Raw genomic sequence first — 24,895 nt, 5'->3', positions numbered from 1 at the left:
AAAGTTTTCAGTCCGAAAGTCGGGAAGTTATAGGCGTATAAAATGTGGGGGTATCTTCTTTTCGCTAGAAACCCTGACTTTTCCCAACTTTCGGTCTTTCCGGACTTTCCGACTTTCAGCTTTTTTTCCTATTTTTATACCCTCATGAAAGCACTAAAAGAAACCCATTTTAATTTCCCAAATCAAAGCAATTTTTACAAAGGTAAAGTGCGTGATGTTTATACAATAGCCGATAAATTTATGGTTATGGTAGTCTCTGATCGTATTTCGGCATTCGACGTAGTATTGCCAGAAGCTATTCCTTTTAAGGGGCAGGTTTTAAACCAAATTGCAGCTAAATTTTTAACTGCTACGCAGGATATTGTTCCAAATTGGGTGCTTAATGTTGCAGATCCGATGGTTACAATTGGTCGCATTTGCGAACCCTTTAAAGTAGAAATGGTAATTAGGGGTTACCTTGCTGGGCATGCTTGGCGCGAATATAGTGCCGGTAAACGTTCGGTGTGTGGCGTTGCGTTGCCTGATGGTTTAAAAGAGAACGATAAGTTGCCTCAGCCAATTATTACCCCCACCACAAAAGCATCAGTAGGGCATGATGAAGATATTTCTAAGGAAGATATTTTAGCTAAAGGTATTGTATCTATTACCGATTACGAAAAATTGGAACAATATACTTTTGCTTTATACCAACGTGGAACCGAAATTGCAGCTAAAAGCGGATTGATTTTGGTAGATACTAAATATGAATTTGGAATGGCTGATGGTGTGATTTATTTGATTGATGAAATTCATACGCCAGACTCGTCTCGTTATTTTTATGCTGATGGTTATCAAGACCGTCAAGATGCTGATGAACCACAGAAACAACTTTCTAAAGAGTTTGTACGGAAATGGCTAATTGAGAATGGTTTCCAGGGTAAAGATGGCCAAGTTGTACCAGAAATGACGCCCGAAATTGTAGATTCTATTTCTGAAAGATATATCGAGCTTTACGAAAAAATTGTGGGCGAAAAGTTTGTTAAAGCAGATGCTAATGCAATTTCTGATCGTATTCAATCCAATGTACTTAAAGCAATTGAAACACTATAATTAGCTAGAAATTGATACATTAGTAACCTTATATTTAGAACCATGAAATTTTCATTAGATAAACACGATAAATACGTAACCTTAAAACTAGAAGAAACTAAGTTTACAAACGATAATGCACCAGGTTTAAAATCTGAATTGTATCTACTAAATGCAGCAGGATTTAAGAACATTATTGTTGATTTAAGTCACGTTAAAGAATGTAACGACGCGCAAGATTTAAGTTGCTTATTGGTGGGCGATAGACTATGCAAAACCGCTAAAGGCTTATTCATTGTAACAGGCATAAATGATGAAATTGCGCCGATTATAGAATTATCAAACATATTTCAATCGGTAACGTTTGTTAATACATTAGAAGAAGCAACTGATTTTATTTTTATGGATGAGTTGGAAAAAGAGTTTAGAGGCGATAAATAAAAGACTTATATGTATCAAATAAAGCCTCGTAGTTTTCATATCTACGGGGCTTTTTATATCTTAGGAAAATGAAGTTCGAGGTAACGATTTTAGGGAGTAGTTCTGCAACGCCGGTTTTTAACCGTAATCCAACTGCGCAGTTGTTAAATTGTAACGAAAAATGTTATTTAATAGATTGTGGCGAAGGTACGCAACAGCAACTTATTAAATTTAACCTTAAGGCCGCCCGTATCGATTATATTTTCATCAGCCATTTACATGGCGATCATTATTTTGGATTAATTGGATTGCTATCCAGCATGCACCTTAATGGGCGTACCAAGCCTATGCAAATTTTTGGTCCACCACAACTTTTAGAAATTTTAGAAATCCAATTCAAATACTCAGACACAAACCTAAGATACCAGTTGGATTTTTTTCCCACCAACACCAGCGCCTCTGAGGTCATTTTTGAAAATAGTGACCTAAGTGTAAAAACAATCATTTTAAATCACCGCATACCTTGTACAGGCTTTATTTTCGAACAGAAACAACGCCAGCATAAACTTATCAAAGATAAAGCCGACACTATTTCTATGGCTTATTATACTTTGCTTAAAAAGGGAATGGATGTAGAATTGCCAGATGGTAAAATGCTTTTGAGTAACGATTATACTACACCTGCAGAAGCACCACGGAGTTACGCATATTGTTCGGATACGTTATTTGATGAACGTTATTTTCCTACAATAAAGAATTGCGATACGCTGTACCACGAGGCTACTTTTATGAATGATTTATTAGATCGCGCGAACGAAACGCACCATACAACTGCACTTCAGGCTGGAGAAATTGCAAAAATTAATCATGTTCATAAATTACTGATTGGTCATTTCTCATCGAGATATAAAACCCTCCAAATGCTTTTAGAAGAGGCGCAGTCTGTTTTCGAAAATACCGAATTGGCTATCGAAGGAAGAACATTTCAGCTGTAAAGCTTTTTATTAAGACACAAAAAAAGTCGTTCGGTTTGCACTGAACGACTTTTTTTATGATTAGTAATTTTATTTATCCGTTTTGTTGCCACCTCCAAATACAGAGAAGTGTACGTACCGTTTCGGATTAGCCTTTAAATCAATCATTAAATTATCCAGGTTTTTTGAAGCGCTATTCAAATTATCATATAACTTGGTATCGTTAAGTAACAAACCCAAACTCCCTTTACCATCTTTCATATTGGTAATTACACCCTGCAAATCTGCAATGGCTTGGTTTGCATTGGTAAGCGTTTGTTTAAAGTTTGCCGCTGCAATTTGATCTGTAACAGAGTTAATGTTGGTTAATATATCGGTAATTTTCTGACTGTTGTTATTTAAGTTGGCAGTAATACCTTCAACGTTTGAAAAAATTGCTGAAATCCTTTTACTTTCAGAACCTACCATTGCATCTACCTTTTTCGAAGTTGTTTCCAATGAACCTAAAGTTTCGGCAATACTGTTAAAACTTCTATCTACATTTTTCTGTAAGTTAGGATTTAGAATAGTATTCACACTGCTTAAAACCGAGTCCATTTTTGTAATAATCATTTCAGCTTTCTTTTGGATAGGTTCAACCTGCTCCATTAAGCCTTTTTCTACATTGGCATTTAATACAAAACCTTCCTCCGCCATCTTTTTCGAATTTCCCAATTCCATAATAATCGCCTTGCTACCAAGTAAATCTGTCCCTTCTAAGCGTGCAATACTATTTTCTGGAATAGGATATTTACTTTTAATGCTCAAAGTTGCCATAATCGTTCCGTCATTCTGCAACTCCAGTTTAGCTACTCTACCAATTTGATAGCCATTAATTAAAATGGGTTTAGAAACCGTTAATCCATCTACGCGAGAATATTTTGCAAGCAAGTTGGTTTCGCTAGAAAATATTGAATTTCCTTTTAAAAAATTATATCCAATAATTAATAGCGCAATTGCAAATGCTGCTAAAATACCTACTTTGGTTTCGTTCTTAATTTTCATGTTGTTTATTTTATAGCATGTAACCGACAATGAAGTGGATTACATGCTAAGCATTTTAATTGTTGATTAAATTAATCGTAAATTAATTTCAACTACAATATCAATAAGCTTTATTTTGTTTGTTTATAAATGTATTTTTTTAAAAAATTTACACAACGTGTAAAAACTATTTTACTTCTATTTGTTTTTTATAGGTTTTAATAGACTTTAAAATAGCATTTGCAATTTCGTTTTGGCCCTTTTCTGAGTTTATGTATTTTTCTTCCAGTGTGTTTGATATAAATCCAACCTCAGTTAAAACGGCAGGCATTCCACACCTTTGCAAAACCAAAACCCCTTGTTCCTTTACGCCTCTACTAAATCTTTTACCATCGGCAACGTAATTAGTTTGTATAAGTTTTGCAAACTTAATGCTTTTATCTCTAAAGGTGTTTTTTAATAGTGATAAAAATATAAAAGTCGCCGGATCGTTCGGGTCGTAACCATCATATTTTGTCTTATAATTCTTCTCTAGCTTTATATCTGCATTTTCGCGTATCGCAGCATCTTGCTCTTTAAGTCTATGAGAGCCTGCTACCAAGGTTTCCGTTCCTTTGGTAGTTTTGTTATGCCCAGGCATAGAATTACAGTGAATCGAAATAAATAAATCTGCATCTGCATTGTTTGCAATTTCTGCTCTGCGGTACAAATCTACGTCAATATCTTTTTTTCTCGTAAAAATAACTTTTATACTGGGTAAATCAGTTTTTAGCTTTTCGCCCAATTTTAAAGCAATTTTTAGCGCAACATCCTTTTCTTTTGAATAACTACCCGAAGCGCCCGGTTTATTTCCACCATGCCCAGGATCTATAACAATTGTTTTAATTTTATAACCTTGTGCATTTACAGTTGGTAGGGCAGAAAAAATAGCAAGTACGCAAAAGAATATTCTTAGAAGGTTAAGCTTCATTTTTAATAGGTTTTTTTAAAAAGAGGTTTCAGCTAATTTTTTGTAATTTTTTATAGCCCTTACAAAACCATCTACAATTTGTTTTTGTCCTTCTTCAGAATTCATGTAATCTTCTTCCTCAGGATTACAAAGAAAACCGATTTCGGTAAGTATAGCAGGCATTGATGCTCTTGCCAAAACGGCTAAACTTTTCTCTTGTACACCACGATTTACGCGTCCATCTCTTACATATTCTTGTTGCAACATTAAAGCAAGCTTACTACTTCTATCTCTATTAGTTTGTTTCATCAGCGAAGTAAAAATGTCGCTTTCTGGCGTGTTCGCAATAAAACCTTCGTAGTTTTTCTGGTAATTATCCTCCAAAAAGATAGCCGCATTTTCTCTTTTAATCACTTCATCTTGTTCATCAACTCGTCCAGAGCCTGATATGAAAGTTTCAGTACCACGAGTGGAAGTACTTTTAGACGTTACTGTTCTGTAAACCGCAACTTTTTTACCTCTAACTTTTTTATAGTAATCAAACACTCTCGATACACGAACAGGCATATCATTAAGGTGAATACAGAAAAATAAATCTGCCTTTGCGTTGTTAGCAATATTTATCCGTTCGTATAAAGGAACAAAAACATCGGTTGTGCGGGTGTAAATTATTTTTACATCTTTCAAACTATCTTGTAAAGCCTTACCCAAATTAAGGGCGGTTCTTAATGCAACGTCTTTTTCTTTCGAGTAAAGTCCACGGGTAGAGCCATCTTTACCTCCATGGCCCGCATCGATAACAATTGTTTTAATTTTATAATTTTGCGCAAATGCCTGATTATTAATGCAATTAACTACGGTAATGCAAATAATAATGGCTAATATTTTTTTTAGGTCTATCAATGGTATATTTTTCACTAATTTTGAACGTTTTTGATTAAACATTTATTGCAAAAATAACATTCAAATACGAATTTGAAACTTCTAAGCAACTCTATTTTACTATTTTTTGTCATTTTATTAACACTGTGTGTTGGTAAAGCTAACGCTTTTTCTCCATTTTATCGTCAACAGATAATTAAGCAAGACACAAATAAAACCGACACTACTAAACTTAATGGAAAGAAAGCCAGTGGTTTAGATCATAAAATTGAGTATAAAGCTAGAGATTCTGTGCGTTTAAGTAAAGACAATAATATTGTTTATTTGTACGGTGAAGCCCGGGTAATTTATGATGCTTTTGAATTGGATGCAGAATACATCCGTTACGATAAGAAAAACAATATCATTTTCGCTAGCGGGATAATTGATCCAAAATCTAAAAAATACATTGGTCGCCCTATTTTTAAATCGGGTACTGAAGGGTCTGCAATTGCCGATTCGCTTTATTATAATGCAAATACTACCCGAGCAAAAGTTTTTAGTGTATTTTCTGAGCAAGAAGGTGGCTTTTTCTCTGGCGGACAAAGTAAAAAGCAAGTTGACGACGAACTACATATAAAAAATGTAATGTATAGTACTTGTAATTTGCCCCATCCGCATTTCGGGTTAATGATTAGTAAAGGTATTGTAACCGAAAAACAGATTATTACTGGGCCAACTTATTTAATTATCGAAGATGTACCCACACCGTTCGGTTTACCTTTCGCTTTCTTCCCAAAAACGAATAAACGCACATCAGGTTTTATTTTGCCCACACCGGGCGAAGATGCTACAAGAGGGTTCTTTTTGCAGAATGCTGGTTATTATTTGGGTTTAAACGATTATTGGGATGCTAGATTTATGGGGAGTATTTACACCAATGGATCTTATGAAACCAATTTAATTTCTAACTATATTAAAAGGTATAAATATACAGGTAACGTAAATTTTAATTACAGCAGTGCAAAAAATGGTTTAGAGGGGATTCAGGATGTGGTTAAAACGTTTCACTTAACGTGGTCGCACCAACAAAATGCCAATGCCAGACCCGGTACAACTTTTGGCGCCAGCGTAAACCTAGGTTCGAGCAATTACTTTAGAAACACAGCTGCAAATACCAGCTACGATCAACGTGCAATTGCAACAAATACGATGTCGAGTAGTATAAGTTATGCAAAATCTTTTACTAATGGAATGAACTTAACCACGGCTTTTAGTAGTGAGCAAACATTAAGCACAAAAGATGTTTCTGTTAGGTTACCTACAGCATCTTTTAACGTGCCAACGTTTAGCCCATTCGATTCTAAAAATAGGGTTGGTACGCAGAAATGGTATCAAAAAATAACGCTCGGTTATTCTAATCAAGCCATCAATAGTATTAGTACAAAAGATAGTTTGCTGTTTCAGCCAGATGGTTTAAAAAGATTAAAAACAGGATTTGCACATACTATTCCGGTAAGTATGTCTTTTACTGCGCTAAAATATTTAAACTTTAGTATGGGCGGTACTTATAACGAAGTTTGGAATTTTCAAACCATCGATAAACGATACACTCGTTTTGACGATGGCACTTATACCTTTAGAACTGATACCCTAAGTGGATTTAAAAGAGGTGGTAGCTATAATATTTCGACCAGTATGAGTACGAAAGTTTATGGTAAGAGAGAATTTAAACATTTAGGTAATATAAAGGCGTTGCGCCACGTGATGACGCCCACAGTTTCCATATCGTACAATCCTGATTTTACTTCAACTGCAGGCGGTATTTATAAAGAACCAGTCGATCAATTTGGAAATCGAATTAATGATGGTTTTGGTAAATTTGTTAAATATTCTATTTTCGAACAGAGTGCTTTTGGTGGGTCATTTAACTCAAAATCGGCATCTATTGGTTTTGGTTTAGATAATACGGTAGAATTAAAAGTAAAAGATAAAAAAGATACCACGGGTACTGGCGATCGAAAAATACCCATTATTCAAGGGTTAAGCTTTAGCGGTTCGTACAATTTTGTTGCGCCAACCTATAAATTATCAACAATTGGTTTTAGCGGGCGTTCGCAGTTTACCGATAAATTGGGCATTAATTACAATGGTACTTTAGATCCTTATGTACTTCGAGATTCACTAAATAACGGTGTTTTTGTTCGGAAAAATAGAGTAGATCGGTATGCATGGCAAGATAAAAAATTACCTCGATTAAGTAATTTTGGTTTCTCTTTTGATTACAGTTTTAACGCAGAAGCATTAAAAAAGAAAAATGAAAATTACGATAAATTAAAAGATCAGACCGAAAAAAGTGGCATGACGCCATTACAATCTGAACAGTTAGCCTCAATAAATAGAGATCCAAACGCTTTTGTCGATTTTAATATTCCTTGGAATTTTAGTTTTTCCTATTCCTTTAATTATGCCAATGATGGAAACATTTCGACGGTTTCGAATACATTAAATTTTAATGGTGATTTTAATTTAACACCCAAGTGGAAGTTTACTTTTAACTCGGGCTACGATTTTAAAAATAACGGCTTAACGCCAATGAACATTGCCATATACCGCGATTTACACTGTTGGGATATGAGCATAAATTGGGTGCCTTACGGTGCTTACAAAAGTTATTCGGTTACATTGAAAGTTAAAGCCTCTATTCTACAGGATTTAAAATTGAGTAAAAGACAAGGTTACTACAATACTTACAGATAAATTATGTTTGCAGAGATTATAACCATTGGTGATGAAATTTTAATTGGCCAAATTGTTGATACCAATTCTGCTTGGATGGCGCAACAATTGAATTTAATTGGTGTTTCCGTAAAACAGATTACTTCAGTTTCTGACGATGAAAATCATATTATAGAAGCCTTAACCAGTGCAAAAAAACGTGCCGATTTAATTTTAATTACCGGAGGCTTAGGGCCAACAAAGGATGATATTACCAAGAAAACCTTGGCTAAATATTTTGAAATGGGTTTTAGAAGAGATGAAGGCGCGTTGGAAATGGTTCGACAAATCTTCCAAAAATACAACCGCCCTTTGCTCGACATTAATATGCAACAAGCAGATGTGCCCGATGGATGCGAAGTAATTGTAAATAAAAATGGAACAGCGCCATGCATGTGGTTTGAGCAAAGTGAGAAGATTTTTGTTTCGATGCCGGGTGTGCCTTTTGAGATGAAATATTTAATGAGCGATGAAATTTTGCCGAGAATAAAATCTCGATTTAAATTGCCATTTATTATTCACAAAACCATTTTAACGGCAAATATTGGCGAGTCTTTTTTAGCGCAAGAAATTGAGGTCATTGAGGATAGTTTGCCAGCTCATATAAAATTGGCTTATCTGCCTAAATTGGGTCAGGTTCGTTTGCGTTTATCCGCCAAAGGCGATGATGAAAAAAGTTTAAAAACTGAGGTAGAGATGTTTGCCAGTCAAATTATAAGCAAGGTTAATCGCTTTGTTGTAGTTGATGATGACATTCCTTTAGAAAAGGCGATTTTAAACATGATGCAAGCGCGTGGCTTAACTTTATCTACCGCAGAAAGTTGCACGGGTGGATATATCGCTCATTTAATTACCCAACATCCCGGTTGTTCATCGGTATATTGGGGTGGCGCCGTGGCGTACGCTTACGAATTAAAAGAATCTATTTTAGGTGTGAAAGAAAATACCTTAACCACCTTTGGTGCTGTTAGTGAAGAAACCGTTACCGAAATGGCTCAAGGCGCTATTAAACACTTTAAAACCAATTACGCAATTGCGGTAAGTGGTGTAGCTGGGCCAGATGGAGGCATGCCAGATAAGCCAGTTGGTACCGTGTGGATTGCGGTTTCAAATAAACACAAAACAATTGCTAAAGTGTTTAATTTCAGCAACAAGCGCATTCAAAACATAGAAAGATCGGCAGTTGCTGCTTTAGTGATGCTATTAAATCTATTAAAAGAAGACTTGTAGAAGGAATAAAAACTGTATTTTTGTAGCATTACCAAATAAAATACTGTAATTTAATATGGCTCAATACGAATTATTGTTACCAAAAATGGGAGAGAGCGTTGCCGAAGCAACGGTTATTAAGTGGGTAAAGCAAATTGGCGATTCTATAGATTTAGATGATACCATTTTAGAAATCGCAACCGATAAGGTCGATTCTGAAGTTCCATCGCCAGTGGCCGGGAAACTGCTTAAACAGTTATTTGCCGAAGATACTGTTGCACAGGTTGGTGATGTGATTGCCATTATAGAAATTGAGGGTGGCAATAATGATAAACCAAGTGAGACCGCCTCTCCAATTGCAACCATAGTTGAAGAAAAATCGGAAACTATTCCCGGTGTAGAACAGTTACAAGAAAAGCAAGTTCCAATCGAAAACGATTTTACCAATTCTGATCGTTTTTATTCTCCTTTGGTAAAAAGTATTGCGGCTCAAGAGCACGTTTCGATCGCAGAATTAGATACTATTAAAGGTTCTGGTACTGATGGACGTTTAAATAAAGATGATCTGCTAAATTATATAGCTAAAAAAGGTGGCGGTATTGATGTTCCTACAAAAACAGTCGCTCAGGTTCAAAATGTAGAAAATAAAACTCAAAGTCTTCCGATAGCAGCGCCAACTGTCAATAAAACTTCTACAACATCAGTTTCTGGTGGCGATGAAATTATTGAAATGGATAGAATGCGCAAACTTATTGCCGACCACATGGTAATGAGTAAAACTACTTCGCCACATGTAACCTCATTTGTAGAGGCTGATGTAACCAACCTAGTTTTATGGCGTAATAAAGTTAAAAATAGTTTTGAAAAACGCGAAAACGAAAAAATAACTTTCACACCAATTTTTATTGAAGCCGTTGCGAAAGCGATTAAAGATTTTCCGATGATTAATATTTCGGTAAATGGTACACAAATTATAAAAAAGCGCGATATAAATATCGGTATGGCGGCGGCATTACCAAGTGGTAATTTAATTGTGCCTGTAATAAAAAATGCCGATCAATTAAATTTAGTTGGCCTAACCAAAGCAGTTAATGATTTGGCTACGAGAGCGAAAAGCTCAAAATTAAAACCCGATGAAACCCAAGGCGGAACATTTACACTAACAAATGTTGGTTCTTTCGGCAATGTAATGGGCACACCGATCATTAATCAACCTCAGGTTGCAATTTTAGCTGTTGGTGCAATTAAAAAGAAACCTGCAGTTTTAGAAACAGAACATGGCGATGTAATTGCAATCAGACACATGATGTTTCTTTCTTTATCTTACGATCATAGGGTAGTAGATGGTTCACTTGGCGGCATGTTTGTACGTAGAGTTGCAGATTATTTAGAAAATTGGGATTATAATAGAGAAATTTAATCGGTTATCGGTTGCCGGTTCTCAGTTTCCAATTCACAGTTCTTCCACAGTGATGTAATTGGTACGGTTTCACTCACTGCTAACAATTAAACAATTTATCAATTTAACAATCTAAAATGTTAGATATAGTTTTAAAATCAATAGTTGAAGATAATGATCTCCATGCAAAGTGGTTAAATACATTATCTTATATGGAAAATGCTGGTGCAAAAAAGATTTCTGCCTCAGAGCATAAGGAAAATGTTAACCTCATTATCTTAAAGCACGCAGCAGAAGAACATCGCCATGCGTACTATTTAAAAAAGCAAATTTCTAAAATAGACGAATCGCTTTGTAAAACTTATAAAAACGCTGAGTTACTTTCGCCAAATCAAACTAAGTATTATTTGCATGCATTAGATATTGCGGTTTGTAGATACTTGAAAGCTAAGTTTAATCTTTCGGGTTACGATTTGAAGTTTGGGGCGTATTTGTTTGTTACTTATGCAATCGAAGTGCGTGCCGATGAATTATATCCAATTTATCAATCTATTTTGGATGATGCAAAGAGTAAGGTAAATGTTAAATCTATTATTTTAGAGGAGGAAGGTCATTTAGCGGAAATGATTAATCAATTGGTTCAATTTTCACCAGATTGGGAAAAGTACGCTGGTGAAGTGATTAGAATTGAAAATGATTTATTCGAAGATTGGGTGGAAGCATTGAAAGCGGAGTTACCTGTTTATAAATAATAAAATCTACACATTATAAAGAAGTCAAGTTTTAAAAACTTGACTTCTTTTGGAACAAATTGAATCAAATTTCGATAGCATTTGGGATATCAAATTTTCCAATTTTAACTAATTTAAACTTCTACCACTCTATTTGGCGTAACTGCAAATATTCTTTCATCTGTTTTCGGGTAAATATTGTACAAGCCAGTAAACGTACTAAATGCAGGCAAAACAGCATAATCTCTACCGAAATAAAAGCAAGGAAATTTTAGGCGTTGCTTTGCTTTTCCTTTTATAGAAACGCCGGGGTGAATGTGGCCACTGATCGGATAAAGTTCTGCTCGCGTATTTTGTGGGGCATCATGGATAAAGCAAAAAGGCGCTAAGCAATAACTAGGTTCGTGAATATCTATGTTCATTTTAGCGTAATCGGTGTTTTCCAAACGATCATGATTTCCTTTAACCAATAAAAACTTCACCTTGCTAAATTGTTTTCTCCAAGTGGTAAATTCTACTATGTCAGAATTTAATCCATGATGAAACATGTCGCCATTAATTAACAAGGTTTGAGGATTGTATTTTTGTAGAAGGAGACTAAGTCTTTCTAAATCACTTTGTGCAATGGTAGCAGGCACTTGAACACCTGCTTTACGAAAATGTGCTGATTTGCCTAAGTGTAAATCACTTATGGCCAAAAGACTGTATTTTGGTAGGTATAAAGCCCTTTCTTCATCTAAAATCAACTCTTCTCCGTGGCTTGTTATGGTCATGTATTTTTTTCCTATTCTTACCTAATTTTCTCTACTTCTGCTTTCATCCTTGCTATTCGGTGCTCTAATTCTTCAGAGCTCATATTTTCTCGTAAACTATCAACCTTAATGGGGAACGATAGTGGCGTAAAACTTTTTGGATTGGTTATTACAATTGCGCCATTTTGAATCCGCTCCAAAGCAGCCGCCAATCTGGGTTCTTCCAATTGCTGATAAAACACTTCATCGTACGCTTGGCGCAAAAGTAAATTATGTTTATCGTAATCGCTAAAAACATTAAAAAACAAACCCGCCGATGACTGCAAATGCTTATTTGCAACATATTTGCCAGGATAACCTTGAAATACCAATCCAGAAATACAAGCAATATCTCTAAATTTTCTTCTTGCCATTTCTGTAGAGTTGATACTCAGAGTAATATCTTCCGTCAAATTTTTTGGAGAGAAAACTTCGTAAGCAATAGATTCATCCATCGGAATTTCAGTTTCGCTCAGCAATTCAAACCCATAATCATTCATAGCAATAGAGAAACTAATCGGCAATAATTTACTTAAACGATACGCAACTAACGCGGCCAAAACCTCGTGTACCAATCTGCCTTCAAAAGGATAGGCGAATAAGTGAAAGCCCTCTTTATTATTGATTAACTCAATTAGTAACTCATCATTTCTGGGTACATGAGAGCGTTTTTCTTGTAATAGAAATAGCGGATAAACGCAATCCAGTTCTTCGTCCTGATGTGTTTTATCTAAAGCTTCGTTGTATTTTTTTCTCAAAACTGAACCGAGGTTTGAGGAAAGCGGCAATCGTCCACCGTTCCAACTTGGCGAAACTGCATTTTTCTGCTTGCTATTGCGTACAATGACCGTCATATCTTTAACGTGCACAAATTCTAAAACCCGTCCAGCCAAACGGAAATTATCGCCAGCTTTTAAACGGGTTACAAAATACTCTTCAACCATGCCAATATATCCGCCCGAAAGAAACTTAACTTTAAGCATGGCATCGCTAACAATAGTGCCAATATGCAAACGGTGTCGCATGGCAAGCTGTCGGCTTTTTACTTTCCAAAGTCCATCATCTTCATCTTTTGTTACCTTTTTAAACTCATTATAAGCACCTAAGCTATCTCCACCTGAAGTGATAAATTGCATAACCCAAGCCCATTCTTCGGGTAAAATCATCTTAAATGCGTGGGTATTTCTAATCTCTTCATAAATAATTTTATCGTCAAATCCATCGCCGATGGCAAGCGTAACTAAGTATTGAATGAGTGTATCAAAAACCATAATAAATGGTTCTCTACTTTCTATATTGTTATTTCTAGCAGCTTCTTTAATGGCTGCAGCCTCTACTAATTCTAAAGCGTGAGTTGGTAAAAAGTAAATTTTAGAGGTTTCATTTGGCGAGTGGCCTGAGCGACCAGCACGTTGTAAAAAACGGGCAACACCTTTTGGCGAACCAACCTGTACCACCGTATCTACGGGTTTAAAATCTACACCCAAATCTAACGATGAAGTGGCGATAACGGCTTTTAATTGTCCGGTATGCAATGCATCTTCAATCCAGTTTCGGAGTTCGAAATCTATCGATCCATGGTGAATTGCAATTCTTCCGGCCAATTCTGGCTGTAAATTTAGCAAATGCTGGTACCACATTTCTGATTGGCCACGCGTATTGATAAAGATTAAAGTTGTTTTGCTCTTCTCAATAATTGGTAGCAGTTTATAAGCTAACTTTAATCCCAAATGCCCAGCCCAAGGTAGCGTTTCAATATCATCTGGTAATATAGATTTGATGATGATTTTCTTTTCTAGATCGGCTTTAATGATAATTCTTTTAGCACTTTCATCAGGTTCTAGCACATCTAAAGCTTCTTCTATGTTGCCAATGGTGGCCGAAATGCCCCAAACGCGTAAAAATTCGTTTTTCTCTTGCCGTTGTAAACCTTTTATTCTTGATACGGCAAGCTCTACTAAAACACCACGCTTACTTCCTAGTAGTTCGTGCCACTCATCAGCAACAATACATTTTAAATTTTTGAATAGGATAGAAGAACCTTTCTGTGCCAAAAGCAGGTGTAAGCTTTCAGGAGTAATTAATAAAATCTCGGGCATCGATTTTTTCTGTTGCAGTTTTTCAGCCTGAGAAGTATCGCCGTTGCGCACACCGACAATCCAATCTAATTCGAGTTCCAATAAGGTTTCTCGCATTGCCCTAGCTAAATCTTTCGCTAACGAACGCAATGGCGTAATCCAAATAAGTTGTAAACGGTCTTTTGCTTTTTTATTATTTATGTCTGATGCATTTAAAGCCTCAATTAGCACCGCCAGAAATAAAGAGTATGTTTTGCCGAAACCAGTAGGCGCATTAACCAAACCGCTGTAACCGTTTAAATAATTCTGCCAAGCGTCTTCTTGAAATTTAAACGGCTTGCGCTTATTTGCTTTAAGCCAAGCTTTTATTTTTTTATAACCCTTTGTTTTGGTTTGATCCATATTTTGGTGTCCTTTTTCTTATTTGACATCTTATTGTCTAAATCTATTTTTTTTTGAAAACGAACTGCAGTAATCCTTCGGTTAAATCAGTCCCGCCATTCGTTACAATTCCCGATGAAAATCCGATAGCTATCGGATCGGGAGATTTACACTGCTGTCGGGTTTAAAATATTTAGGTAAACCTAAGTAACTTAAATATTTCAAAGCTGTCGTGATTTACATTGTCGATGCTAGCAATTCCCTCAAGTCTTCCAATGTATTAATATCATCTGCTTTTTTATCCTTTCGCCAACGTAAAATTCTTGGAAAGCGCAATGCTAAGCCTGCTTTGTGCCGTTTACTTTCTGCTATACCTTCAAAAGCAATTTCGAAAACCAATTCGGGTTTTACTGTTCGCACTGGTCCGAATTTTTCTATCGAGTTTTTATTTACAAATGAGTTTACCTCTTTTATTTCTTTATCGGTTAATCCAGAATAGGCTTTTGCAATGGTTACTAATTTTTCCCCATCACGCACTGCAAAAGTGTAATCGGTAAAGAAATTTGCTCGTCTTCCACTGCCTTTTTGTGCGTAAATCATCACTGCATCAACCGTATATGGATTTATTTTCCACTTCCACCAATCGCCGCGCTTGCGTCCACTATGATAATGAGAACTTAATTTTTTAAGCATAATACCTTCACTATTGAGTTCGCGGGCAGTTTGTCTTAATTCGGCCAATTCCTCCCAGCTTTTACAATTGATAACTGGCGAAAGTATTACAACACTTTCATCCAAATCCCCGATTAATTTTTCTAAAATTTTGCGTCTTTCAGCAAGTGAATATGCTCTATAATCTTTAGTTTCAAATTCTAAAATATCGTAAACAAAAAATCCAATTGGTGCATCTTCTAACTGCTTTTTAGTTATAGTTTTACGGTTTAAGCGTTGTTGTAAAGTGCTGAAAGACAATACTTTTTTATCTTTAATTGCAAGTATTTCTCCATCTATAACAACGCCATCAGGCAGTACATCAACTAAAAAATGTAATTCGGGAAACTGCTCCGTTACCAATTCTTCACCACGACTCCAAATAAAAAGCTCGCCATTACGTTTCACAATTTGTCCGCGAATACCATCCCATTTCCACTCTGCTTGCCAATCAGAAATATCGCCCAGCTTTTCGGTTTCTTGCTCTAATGGATAAGCCAGGCAAAACGGATAAGGCCAAGAATTATCGGTATTTACGTGATTTCCATTAATTAGTTCTCCAAAAGTAATTTCATAAGGATCCCATTTACCCATAATGCTGTGCATAACCTGTGCACTATCTAAACTACTTTGTTTAGCCAAAGCATTAACAAGCATTTTGTTGGAAACACCAATTCTAAAATTGCCAGAGATGAGTTTGTTAAAAATAAATCGTTCTTGAGTTTCTAATTTATTCCACGCATTTAGGATGAATTCTTTTTTGGTTTCATCGTCTTTTCCTTGTAAGTCATGCAAATCTTCAATCCATTTATGCAATCGAAAATCTGATGTATTTTCGGCAGGAGGAAGGAGCAGGGCGATGGTTTCGCTCAAATCGCCAACGTTAGCATAGCTTTCAGAAAATAACCATTCTGGCGTTTGGGTAATATCTATAGCCCAATATTTTAACAAAGTTGATTTTATTGGTCGCTTAGGTTTTTTACCCGTAAAAAGTGCAATTACCCAAATTTTATCTCTATCATCGGCACAATTAAAATAATCTACCAATGCAGTAATCTTATCATTTGTTTTATTGCTCAGCTCTAATTGCTGTATCAGTTTTGCGAAAAGTTTCATACTGATTGATTTATAGTTTCAACATTTCGATCTTCAGTAGCATCCATATCTACTTTATTCTCTTCATCATCTTCTTGTCCAAACTTCGTCATTACCTCTTCAGCCTCGATTCCACTATCATTTAAAAACCGACTAAACGCTGCTGTAAAACCATGGGTTACATACACTTTTTCTGCCTCTGTTGCCTTTATAGCCTCCATTAAACCCGGCCAGTCGGCATGGTCGCTCAATGCAAAACCTGCATCTGCACTTTGCCAGCGGCGGTGTGCACGAACTTGCATCCATCCAGAGCAAATACCCGTTACCGGATGAGATAAGGTTTTAATCCAACGGCTATCTCTCATGGCAGGCGGAACAATCACAATGCCTTTCTGTAATTCATCCTTTGTAATATCTGGTGTAATTCTGATAGTTTCTGGAAGATTAACGCCCGATTTTATAATTACCTCATTTAAATTTGCAATGCTGTTGTGTACGTATATTGGAACATCACCAGCAAGGTTTTTAATTAAGCGTTGTGCTTTGCCTAAACTGTATGCAATTAATATGCTTGTTTTCTGCTGATTGATGTTATCGCCAACCCAATTTTTAATTTTATCAAACACTACATCTTGCTTTTGCCATTTGTAAACTGGCAAACCGAAAGTGCTCTCCGAAACAAATGAATGGCATTTTACAGGCTCAAACACATCGCTAATGCCATCATCTTCTATTTTGTAATCGCCCGAAATAACACATATTTCTCCTTTATATTCTAAGCGGACCTGTGCAGAACCAATAATATGACCCGCAGGATAAAATGAAATATTTACACCATTTCTAACAATACTTTCGCCGTAATTGAGCGTTTCTACATTTAAATCTTCGCTAATTCTACGTTTAATTATGGGTTTTGTTAAGGTGTGACACAAATAGTGCTTATTCCCAAAGCGCACATGGTCGCTATGTCCATGTGTCGTTACCGCATAATCTACCGGCCACCAAGGATCTACATAAAAATCGCCCTGCTTGCAATATATTCCTCTTTTAGTAAATGTGATTAACGCCATGATTAATAAACAAAAAAAATATATTTAAGTTTTACAGTATTATCGGCTAAATACCCGATAATCGAAAATATCGGCTAATTACCCGATAAATAGGATTATCGGCTAAATACCCGATAATTTTTGAAAGTTTGAATTTTTATAGATATATTAGTACATGATTTGTATTGTAACAGGTGATATTGTAGGCTCCAGAAAAATTAAAGACAGTTGGCTACTAAGCTTAAAAAGTGCGCTTAAATTGGTATCTGAACCGAATAATAAGTGGGAAATTTATCGGGGAGATAGTTTTCAGATACAAATTGAGCCAGAAAAGGCGATAATAAATGTAGCCTATTTAAAAGCTTGCATTAGGATAAACAAGCCTGCAGATGTTAGGATGGGTATAGGCATTGGCGAGGTTAAAACTAAGCGTAAAAAGCTGTCAGAATCTAATGGAGATGCATTTACCTACTCAGGATTAGCATTTGATAGCCTAAAACAATCGAAAGTTAACTTAGCCATTAAAACGTCTTTTTCTGAATTTGATGAAGAAATAAATGTAATGCTTAAGCTTGCACTAATTGCAATGGACAGCTGGGGAATTGTGGCAGCAGAAATGGTAAAACTGGCCTTAGAAAATGAAAACGCTGTACAAAGTGAGTTGGCCATGATTTCTGGGCGAACCCAATCATCAGTAAGTGAAGCATTAAAGCGTGCACACTTTTCGGAGATTATGGAGATGGATAAGCTTTATCGTAAAAAAATAAACCTACTAATGGCTAAATAATGGATATATACCTAATTAAACTCCTGCTCGCACATTTAATTGGCGATTTCTTTTTACAACCTAATGCTTGGGTTAAGGATAAAGAAAGTAAAAAGCTTAGGTCAAAGTGGTTATATTTACATGTTCTAATCCACATTATTTTAATATTTCTAATTTTTTGGAGCGTAGGTGTCTGGAAAGTAGCACTTTCAATTGGTATAATTCACTTTATTATTGATGCATTTAAAATCTCATTTCAAACTAAAAAAAATGCAAGGGTATTGTTCTTTATCGATCAATTTTTTCATTGTTGTTCAATTGTTTTAATTTGGAATATTTATTACAACGGCCAGATTAATATTAGTTACTTTAACGAAGTTAAGACATGGATTTTGATTTCTGGGTTGCTTTTTTTAACGATGCCTACATCCATAATTATGAAAGTAATTATTGCGAAATGGTTGCCAGCAGATGATCAGAATAAAACTAATTCGCTACAAAACGCAGGTAAGTATATTGGTATTTTAGAAAGATTACTGATTTTTCTATTTTTAATTACCCAGCACTTCGAAGCTGTAGGTTTTTTACTTGCTGCAAAATCTATATTCCGGTTTGGCGATTTAAAAGAAGCGCACGACATTAAACTAACTGAATACGTGCTCATCGGCACGCTTTTAAGTTTCGGTATTGCAATTGTTATTGGCATGTTGGTTACGCAATATTTATAAGTTGGCTACCGTTTAATTTTGCAAAAAATCTTTTTTAAATTTTCAATAAAACAGCCATAGAATGTTTAATCGTGTTATCTTTATGGCTTTTGTAAATTAATATCAATTTTGGCTAAAGAGAAGAATAAAGAAACCCCGTTAATGCAACAGTACAACGCTATTAAAGCGAAATATCCTGGTGCACTTTTATTATTTAGGGTTGGCGATTTTTACGAAACCTTTGGCGAAGATGCCATTAAAACTTCGCAAATTTTAGGTATTGTTTTAACAAGAAGAGGTACAGGACCTAACGGAGGCGCTTTGGAGCTGGCGGGTTTTCCGCACCATTCTTTAGATAATTATTTATCAAAATTGGTTAGGGCAGGGCAACGTGTTGCCATTTGCGATCAGCTCGAAGATCCTAAAACAACTAAAACAATTGTAAAAAGAGGTGTTACAGAATTAATAACGCCCGGTGTTGCTTATGGTGATAATATTGTAAATCAAAAAACAAACAATTATTTAGCTTCAGTTTTTTTTGATAAAACTCAAATTGGCATCTCATTTTTAGATATATCTACCGGCGAATTTATGATTGCGCAGGGAAATAGCGATTATATTGATAAGCTTTTACAGGGTTTTAAACCCAGTGAGGTTATTTTTCAGAAATCGAAACGCCAAATCTTTATGGAGCAATTTGGCGATCGCTTCTATACATTTGGTTTAGATGAATGGCCATACACCGCTGATTATGCAGAAGAAACGTTAACCAAGCATTTTGATGTTGTATCACTCAAAGGTTTTGGAATAGAGCGTTTGCAAAGTGGAATTATCGCCGCTGGCGTAATATTACATTATTTGGGTGAAACCGAACACCGTAATTTACAACACATCACTTCCATTAGCAGAATTGAAGAAGATAAATACATGTGGTTAGATCGGTTTACCATTCGGAATTTGGAATTGGTAAATTCACCTAACGATCACGCTGTTACATTATTCGATATTTTGGATCATACCTGTACGCCAATGGGGGCACGTTTGCTTCAAAAGTGGATTATTATGCCATTGAAAGAGCTTAAGCCCATAGAAGAGCGTTTAGGAATGGTCGATTTTTTTGTTCGAAATATAGATTTACAACAAGAGTTTTTAACACATATTAAACAAATTGGCGATATTGAAAGACTCATTTCTAAGGTGGGTTTGCAACGTGTTGGTCCGCGAGAGCTAATTGCGCTTAAAAGAGCCTTAACACATATCGAAGCCGTAAAAAATCTCGCTGCAAGCTCTAAAAATCAATTTCTAATCAAAATTGCCGATCAGTTAAATCCATGTGTAACCATCAGAGAACGGATTGAAAAGGAATTACAGCCCGATCCTCCTGCGTTGCTGATTAAAGGAAATGTAATTGCCGATGGTATTGATGATGAATTAGACCGTCTTCGTAAAATTGCGTTTGGTGGTAAAGATTACTTAGTTCAAATACAAAAACGCGAAGCGGAAGCAACGGGTATCCCATCTTTAAAAATAGCTTTTAATAATGTTTTTGGGTACTATTTGGAAGTTACCCACACCCATAAAGATAAAGTACCAACGGAATGGATTCGTAAACAAACTTTGGTTAACGCAGAGCGATATATTACGCCCGAATTAAAGGAATATGAAGATCAAATTTTAGGTGCAGAAGAAAAGATTCAAGTCATAGAAATACGCTTGTATAACGAATTGATGTACGATACGGCAAGTTACATCAAACCAATTCAACTCGATTCGTATTTAATAGCGCAGTTGGATTGTTTATTGTGTTTTGCGCAACTGGCCGAAAAAAATCATTATACAAAGCCAAAGGTTAACAATACTAAAGAACTCGATATTAAGGGTGGAAGACATCCAGTAATCGAAAAGCAATTGCCTGCCGGACAAGAATACATTACCAACGATGTGTATTTAGATACGGAAAATCAGCAGATTATAATGATTACAGGCCCCAACATGGCCGGTAAATCGGCCATACTAAGGCAAACGGCATTAATCGTTTTAATGGCCCAAATGGGGTGTTTTGTGCCTGCAAAGGCTGCTGATATTGGTTTGGTTGATAAGATATTTACCCGTGTTGGTGCTTCTGATAACATCTCATCTGGAGAAAGTACTTTCATGGTAGAAATGAATGAAACGGCCAGTATTTTAAATAACATTTCTGATAACAGTTTAATTCTTCTGGATGAAATTGGTCGAGGAACGAGTACTTATGATGGAATTTCTATCGCATGGGCCATAGCCGAGTTTTTGCATCAGCACCCAACATCGAGACCGAAAACGTTGTTTGCCACGCATTACCACGAGTTAAACGAATTGGCCAACACTATGCCTCGCATCAAAAATTTTAATGTTTCTGTTAAAGAGATGACTAATAAAGTTATTTTTTTAAGAAAGCTAGTGCCTGGTGGAAGTGAGCATAGTTTTGGTATTCATGTTGCTAAAATGGCCGGCATGCCTCCTAAATTAATATCTCGTGCAAATGAAATATTGAAAAAATTGGAGATAGATAGGACGGAGGGACAGAGTATAAAAGACAGTATTAAAAAGGTACAAAATCAGGCCTATCAATTGCAAATGTTCGCCATTGATGATCCAGTTTTGGTAAAAATTAGAGATAATTTAAATAATCTCGATGTAAATGCGTTAACTCCGGTAGAGGCTTTGCTGAAACTTGATGAAATACAAAGATTGATTAAGAATTAAATGATTTAAAGGTTGGCATAGTATTGCTTCTAAAAATTGTAGTGCAATGAATAAAAATTTATCCAATAACACCTACTTATTTTATTTAATAGCAATTTTGTTATGCTTATCATCTTGTGGTGCTAGAAAATATACCGTTAAAAGTGATACAAAGGCAGCAAAAGCGGCTGATGCAATGTCGGCATTAAAAAGCAAGCAACTTTATCGTTTTATTACAGATTGGACTGGAGTAAAATACCGCTTTGGCGGGATGGACAAAAGCGGAATCGACTGTTCGGGTTTCGTGTATTTATTGGAAAAGGAAATTTATGGTAAAACTTTACCTCGAATATCTCGCGACCAAGCAAATGCCATCCGAACCAAAAATTTAGCAAATTTAAATGAAGGTGATTTAATATTTTTCTCGTTCGGAGGTAAAGATGTAGATCATGTTGGGGTTTATTTAAACGATGGTTTTTTTGTTCATGCAAGTACAACCCGTGGCGTGATTGTTGATGATTTGACTTTGCCAGCCTATCAAAAAGTTATGGTTAAATCAGGGTCAATTAATTAAGATAATTAGTAGAAAAATTAAATGAAAAAGCAAATTTTAATAATCGTTTTGTTGTTTACATTTACTTTAACGCATGCACAGAAAGTTTTAATGGTTGGAGATACAACAAACAATATCGTGTTAACCAATGTGAATGACCGCGCGTATAGTCTCGATGCGCAAAATGATATAAAAGGTTTTATACTCGCTTTTATAGCTCCGAACTGTGAATATTGTATGCTATACGAAAATAGGATTATTGCATTAGACGATAAGTATAAAACTTTAGGATATCCTGTAATAGGTATTTCGCCTTACGGTGATGATTCAGTGAAGTATCCTTTAGATGCCATGCCGGCAATGAAAAAGTAGGTTGCCGAAAAGCATATCAAATTTCCATATCTGGCGGATACTCAGTTTAAATATTCAATGCTTTTCGGTATTAAAGATACACCAAGGGTAGTAATTTTGCAAAAAGTTAAAAGCGGATACGTGATAAAATATATAGGCAAAATTGATAATGATCCAACATTAAAGAAAGCTAAAATCGATAAAATTGCAGCAAATAAATTAGACAGTTTAATTAAATAGGGTTTAAATAATATTTATCTGTATTTTATAAAAAACTCATATTCAGTTTTATAACAATCAATATCTCAATTAAAACTATTGCTAACTTACCGAATAGCGCTTTCAAATCTTTTAATCAAAATTTATTTGTACACTACCGGTAGAACTTAATTGTTCATCAATAAGTTTACCATTTCTTTTAATTCTTCAACCTCTTTCTCTAAAGTTGCAACCCGATTTGCTAATTCTTCATCAACTGGAGCGGCGCTTAATGTTTGAACGATCTCTGGTTCCTCAACCTCCAACTGCTCTCCCAATAAGTGAACAAATCTCGCTTCCTTTTGTCCGGTCTTTTTTGGTAATTGTTTTACAAATGCTGGTTGCTCTTCTGCTAGTTTTCTTAACAGTTCTACAATCTCTTCAATGGTTTCAAAGTCGTAGAGTCTTGCAGCATTACTATTAATTTCGCCTGGCGTTAAGGGGCCGCGCAATAAAAGCAAACAGATAATAGTTAGTTCTGATGGGAGTAGAGGATAAACGATGGCTAAATTATGTTTGTATTTAGTTGCCCTGCTCGAACCTCCCGTTGCTGTGGAGATTAAACCTTTAATTTTTAGAGAATTTAAAGTAAGTATTACCGTTTCATCATCATAATTAACAACCGGGTTTCTTGAACTTTTTTGATTGCAAGCCGTTGTTAAACTATTTAATGTCATTGGGTAATAATCAGGTGTGGTTCTGCTTTTTTCAATCAGCGAACCCAAAACTCTTTGTTCTGTTGCAGATAAATCTGGTAGTGGTTTAACATCGTCCATTTTATAAAAATAGAAATAGATCGCTAATTAAAAAAACTTAATGGCGATTATCAGATGGTTTTCGATTTTTATTTTACAATCTGTTAACGCTTAAACATTTTGAGGTGACTAAATATGGTGTTCCAATTCCTTAAATTTGAAAAAAATATATAATAATGATAGCAACAAAAGGGTACGCAGTTCACAATAAGGCGGATAAATTAGCGCCATGGAATTTTGAGAGAAGAGAGTTAGGGCCTAAAGATGTATTAATTGATATTTTGTTCAGTGGCGTTTGCCATTCTGATATTCATCAAGTTAGAAGCGAATGGGGGCCAGCTATTTACCCGATGGTGCCCGGACATGAAATTGTTGGGCGCATTGCCGAAATAGGATCAGAAGTAGCTAACTTTAAAATCGGCGATTTAGCAGGGATTGGCTGTATGGTTGATAGCTGTAAAGAATGCCCAACCTGTAAAGGCGGTCAGGAGCAATTTTGCGAACGTGGCGAAACCGTTATGACTTACAACGGATTAGAACGCGATAAGAAAACGCCAACTTATGGTGGCTACGCTACTAAAATAGTTTGTACAGAAGAATTTGTTGTACACGTTTCTGAAAAATTACCAATAGAGGGTGTAGCGCCATTGCTTTGCGCAGGTATTACCACTTACTCGCCACTAAAACGTTGGGGAATTGGCAAAGGGCACAAAGTTGCTGTTTTAGGTTTAGGTGGTTTGGGGCACATGGCCGTAAAATTCGCAGTTTCTTTTGGTGCTGAAGTTACTGTTTTAAGTACATCTCCATCAAAAAAAGAAGATGCTAAAAAATTAGGCGCACATAAATTTGTGGTTACAAAAGATGCAGAAGAGGTTAAAAATTACAAAGGTTACTTCGATTTTATTATTGATACTGTTTCTGCACCGCACGATTATGATATGTATTTGAATATGCTGAACATAAACGGCGTGCAAATTTGTGTTGGTATTCCGCCAGAACCTATTAAGTTAACTGGTTTTTTACTTTTAGGTGGCAACAAAACCATTACCGGATCGAGCATTGGCGGAATTGATGAAACACAAGAAATGTTGGATTACTGTGCTGAACATAACATTGTATCTGATGTAGAAGTGATTAACATCAATTACGTTAATGAAGCTTATGAGCGTGTGCTTAACAGCGATGTTAAATATCGTTTCGTTATCGATGTTAGCACAATTTAAAATATTTATTATACAAAAAAAGCCTTCCCGAATTTCGGGAAGGC

At 35.7% G+C, this 24,895-nt stretch carries 22 protein-coding genes; 14 read left to right on the top strand and 8 right to left on the bottom strand.

Annotated features, from left to right (window positions below):
* The first annotated feature begins 144 nt into the window (after positions 1-144).
* The 3 genes from EZJ43_RS11950 (at position 145) to EZJ43_RS11940 (ending at position 2,483) form a co-directional block, all read left to right on the top strand.
* Positions 145-1,089: a phosphoribosylaminoimidazolesuccinocarboxamide synthase gene (locus EZJ43_RS11950; RefSeq protein WP_133262953.1), complete on the top strand. Its 945-nt coding sequence runs from the start codon at positions 145-147 to the stop codon at positions 1,087-1,089.
* Between the two features lie 42 nt (positions 1,090-1,131).
* Positions 1,132-1,509: an STAS domain-containing protein gene (locus tag EZJ43_RS11945; RefSeq protein ID WP_133262952.1), complete on the top strand. Its 378-nt coding sequence runs from the start codon at positions 1,132-1,134 to the stop codon at positions 1,507-1,509.
* A gap of 68 nt (positions 1,510-1,577) precedes the next feature.
* Positions 1,578-2,483: a ribonuclease Z gene (locus tag EZJ43_RS11940; RefSeq protein ID WP_133262951.1), complete on the top strand. Its 906-nt coding sequence runs from the start codon at positions 1,578-1,580 to the stop codon at positions 2,481-2,483.
* 69 nt (positions 2,484-2,552) lie between these two features.
* Here the strand turns inward: EZJ43_RS11940 and EZJ43_RS11935 are convergent, their stop codons facing one another.
* The 3 genes from EZJ43_RS11935 to EZJ43_RS11925 form a co-directional block, all read right to left on the bottom strand.
* Entirely contained in the window at positions 2,553-3,506 is a 954-nt protein-coding gene (locus EZJ43_RS11935; RefSeq protein WP_133262950.1) for an MlaD family protein, read from the bottom strand.
* Positions 3,507-3,672: 166 nt separating this feature from the next.
* Positions 3,673-4,455 carry an N-acetylmuramoyl-L-alanine amidase family protein gene (locus EZJ43_RS11930; RefSeq protein ID WP_133262949.1) on the bottom strand — a complete coding sequence of 261 codons (783 nt, stop codon included), beginning with the start codon at positions 4,453-4,455 and terminating at the stop codon, positions 3,673-3,675.
* A gap of 15 nt (positions 4,456-4,470) precedes the next feature.
* Positions 4,471-5,379 carry an N-acetylmuramoyl-L-alanine amidase family protein gene (locus EZJ43_RS11925; RefSeq protein WP_133262948.1) on the bottom strand — a complete coding sequence of 303 codons (909 nt, stop codon included), beginning with the start codon at positions 5,377-5,379 and terminating at the stop codon, positions 4,471-4,473.
* A gap of 30 nt (positions 5,380-5,409) precedes the next feature.
* On the opposite strand from EZJ43_RS11925, the gene EZJ43_RS11920 reads away from it, so the two are divergent.
* The 4 genes from EZJ43_RS11920 to EZJ43_RS11905 all read left to right on the top strand — a co-directional run bounded on the left by EZJ43_RS11920 (position 5,410) and on the right by EZJ43_RS11905 (position 11,433).
* Positions 5,410-8,055 (top strand): putative LPS assembly protein LptD, encoded by a 2,646-nt coding sequence (locus EZJ43_RS11920; RefSeq protein WP_133262947.1) that lies wholly within the window; start codon positions 5,410-5,412, stop codon positions 8,053-8,055.
* Between the two features lie 3 nt (positions 8,056-8,058).
* Positions 8,059-9,303: a competence/damage-inducible protein A gene (locus EZJ43_RS11915; RefSeq protein ID WP_133262946.1), complete on the top strand. Its 1,245-nt coding sequence runs from the start codon at positions 8,059-8,061 to the stop codon at positions 9,301-9,303.
* Positions 9,304-9,358: 55 nt separating this feature from the next.
* Positions 9,359-10,702, top strand: coding sequence for a dihydrolipoamide acetyltransferase family protein (locus tag EZJ43_RS11910; protein ID WP_133262945.1), 1,344 nt, complete (start codon positions 9,359-9,361; stop codon positions 10,700-10,702).
* A gap of 116 nt (positions 10,703-10,818) precedes the next feature.
* A complete protein-coding gene (locus EZJ43_RS11905; RefSeq protein WP_133262944.1) occupies positions 10,819-11,433 on the top strand; it encodes a hypothetical protein in 615 nt (204 codons plus the stop codon).
* A 113-nt stretch (positions 11,434-11,546) separates the two neighbouring features.
* Here EZJ43_RS11905 and pdeM read toward each other — a convergent pair whose 3' ends face one another.
* The 4 genes from pdeM to EZJ43_RS11885 all read right to left on the bottom strand — a co-directional run bounded on the left by pdeM (position 11,547) and on the right by EZJ43_RS11885 (position 17,538).
* Positions 11,547-12,185, bottom strand: a complete 639-nt coding sequence (gene pdeM, locus EZJ43_RS11900; protein WP_133262943.1) for a ligase-associated DNA damage response endonuclease PdeM — start codon at positions 12,183-12,185, stop codon at positions 11,547-11,549.
* 17 nt (positions 12,186-12,202) lie between these two features.
* Complete coding sequence (locus EZJ43_RS11895) at positions 12,203-14,683, bottom strand: ligase-associated DNA damage response DEXH box helicase (protein WP_133262942.1); 2,481 nt, start codon at positions 14,681-14,683, stop codon at positions 12,203-12,205.
* Positions 14,684-14,899: 216 nt separating this feature from the next.
* Positions 14,900-16,489: an ATP-dependent DNA ligase gene (locus EZJ43_RS11890; RefSeq protein WP_133262941.1), complete on the bottom strand. Its 1,590-nt coding sequence runs from the start codon at positions 16,487-16,489 to the stop codon at positions 14,900-14,902.
* The gene (locus EZJ43_RS11885) at positions 16,486-17,538 is read right to left on the bottom strand and encodes a ligase-associated DNA damage response exonuclease (RefSeq protein WP_133262940.1); all 1,053 of its coding nucleotides are present in this window, start codon (positions 17,536-17,538) and stop codon (positions 16,486-16,488) included. Before EZJ43_RS11885 ends, EZJ43_RS11890 begins: the two co-directional genes overlap by 4 nt.
* 154 nt (positions 17,539-17,692) lie before the next feature.
* Here EZJ43_RS11885 and EZJ43_RS11880 point away from each other — a divergent pair, with 154 nt between their 5' ends.
* The 6 genes from EZJ43_RS11880 (at position 17,693) to EZJ43_RS17180 (ending at position 22,855) form a co-directional block, all read left to right on the top strand.
* Positions 17,693-18,304, top strand: a complete 612-nt coding sequence (locus EZJ43_RS11880; RefSeq protein WP_133262939.1) for a SatD family protein — start codon at positions 17,693-17,695, stop codon at positions 18,302-18,304.
* Complete coding sequence (locus tag EZJ43_RS11875) at positions 18,304-19,011, top strand: DUF3307 domain-containing protein (protein WP_133262938.1); 708 nt, start codon at positions 18,304-18,306, stop codon at positions 19,009-19,011. Before EZJ43_RS11880 ends, EZJ43_RS11875 begins: the two co-directional genes overlap by 1 nt.
* A gap of 108 nt (positions 19,012-19,119) precedes the next feature.
* Entirely contained in the window at positions 19,120-21,732 is a 2,613-nt protein-coding gene (mutS, locus tag EZJ43_RS11870) for a DNA mismatch repair protein MutS (protein ID WP_133262937.1), read from the top strand.
* Positions 21,733-21,778: 46 nt separating this feature from the next.
* A complete protein-coding gene (locus EZJ43_RS11865) occupies positions 21,779-22,285 on the top strand; it encodes a C40 family peptidase (RefSeq protein WP_133262936.1) in 507 nt (168 codons plus the stop codon).
* Positions 22,286-22,306: 21 nt separating this feature from the next.
* The gene (locus tag EZJ43_RS11860) at positions 22,307-22,636 is read left to right on the top strand and encodes a redoxin domain-containing protein (RefSeq protein ID WP_133262935.1); all 330 of its coding nucleotides are present in this window, start codon (positions 22,307-22,309) and stop codon (positions 22,634-22,636) included.
* A 57-nt stretch (positions 22,637-22,693) separates the two neighbouring features.
* Positions 22,694-22,855 carry a hypothetical protein gene (locus EZJ43_RS17180; protein ID WP_165953156.1) on the top strand — a complete coding sequence of 54 codons (162 nt, stop codon included), beginning with the start codon at positions 22,694-22,696 and terminating at the stop codon, positions 22,853-22,855.
* Positions 22,856-23,001: 146 nt separating this feature from the next.
* Here EZJ43_RS17180 and EZJ43_RS11855 read toward each other — a convergent pair whose 3' ends face one another.
* Positions 23,002-23,649 carry a YceH family protein gene (locus EZJ43_RS11855; protein ID WP_133262934.1) on the bottom strand — a complete coding sequence of 216 codons (648 nt, stop codon included), beginning with the start codon at positions 23,647-23,649 and terminating at the stop codon, positions 23,002-23,004.
* A 155-nt stretch (positions 23,650-23,804) separates the two neighbouring features.
* On the opposite strand from EZJ43_RS11855, the gene EZJ43_RS11850 reads away from it, so the two are divergent.
* Entirely contained in the window at positions 23,805-24,851 is a 1,047-nt protein-coding gene (locus tag EZJ43_RS11850) for an NAD(P)-dependent alcohol dehydrogenase (protein ID WP_133262933.1), read from the top strand.
* The last annotated feature ends 44 nt before the right edge of the window (positions 24,852-24,895 follow it).

It is taken from the genome of Pedobacter changchengzhani (assembly GCF_004354365.1).
In the GTDB taxonomy this organism is placed as follows: domain Bacteria; phylum Bacteroidota; class Bacteroidia; order Sphingobacteriales; family Sphingobacteriaceae; genus Pedobacter; species Pedobacter changchengzhani.
The sequence above is the reverse complement of the archived record's forward strand: the minus strand, read 5'-3'. Positions and strand labels throughout refer to the sequence as shown.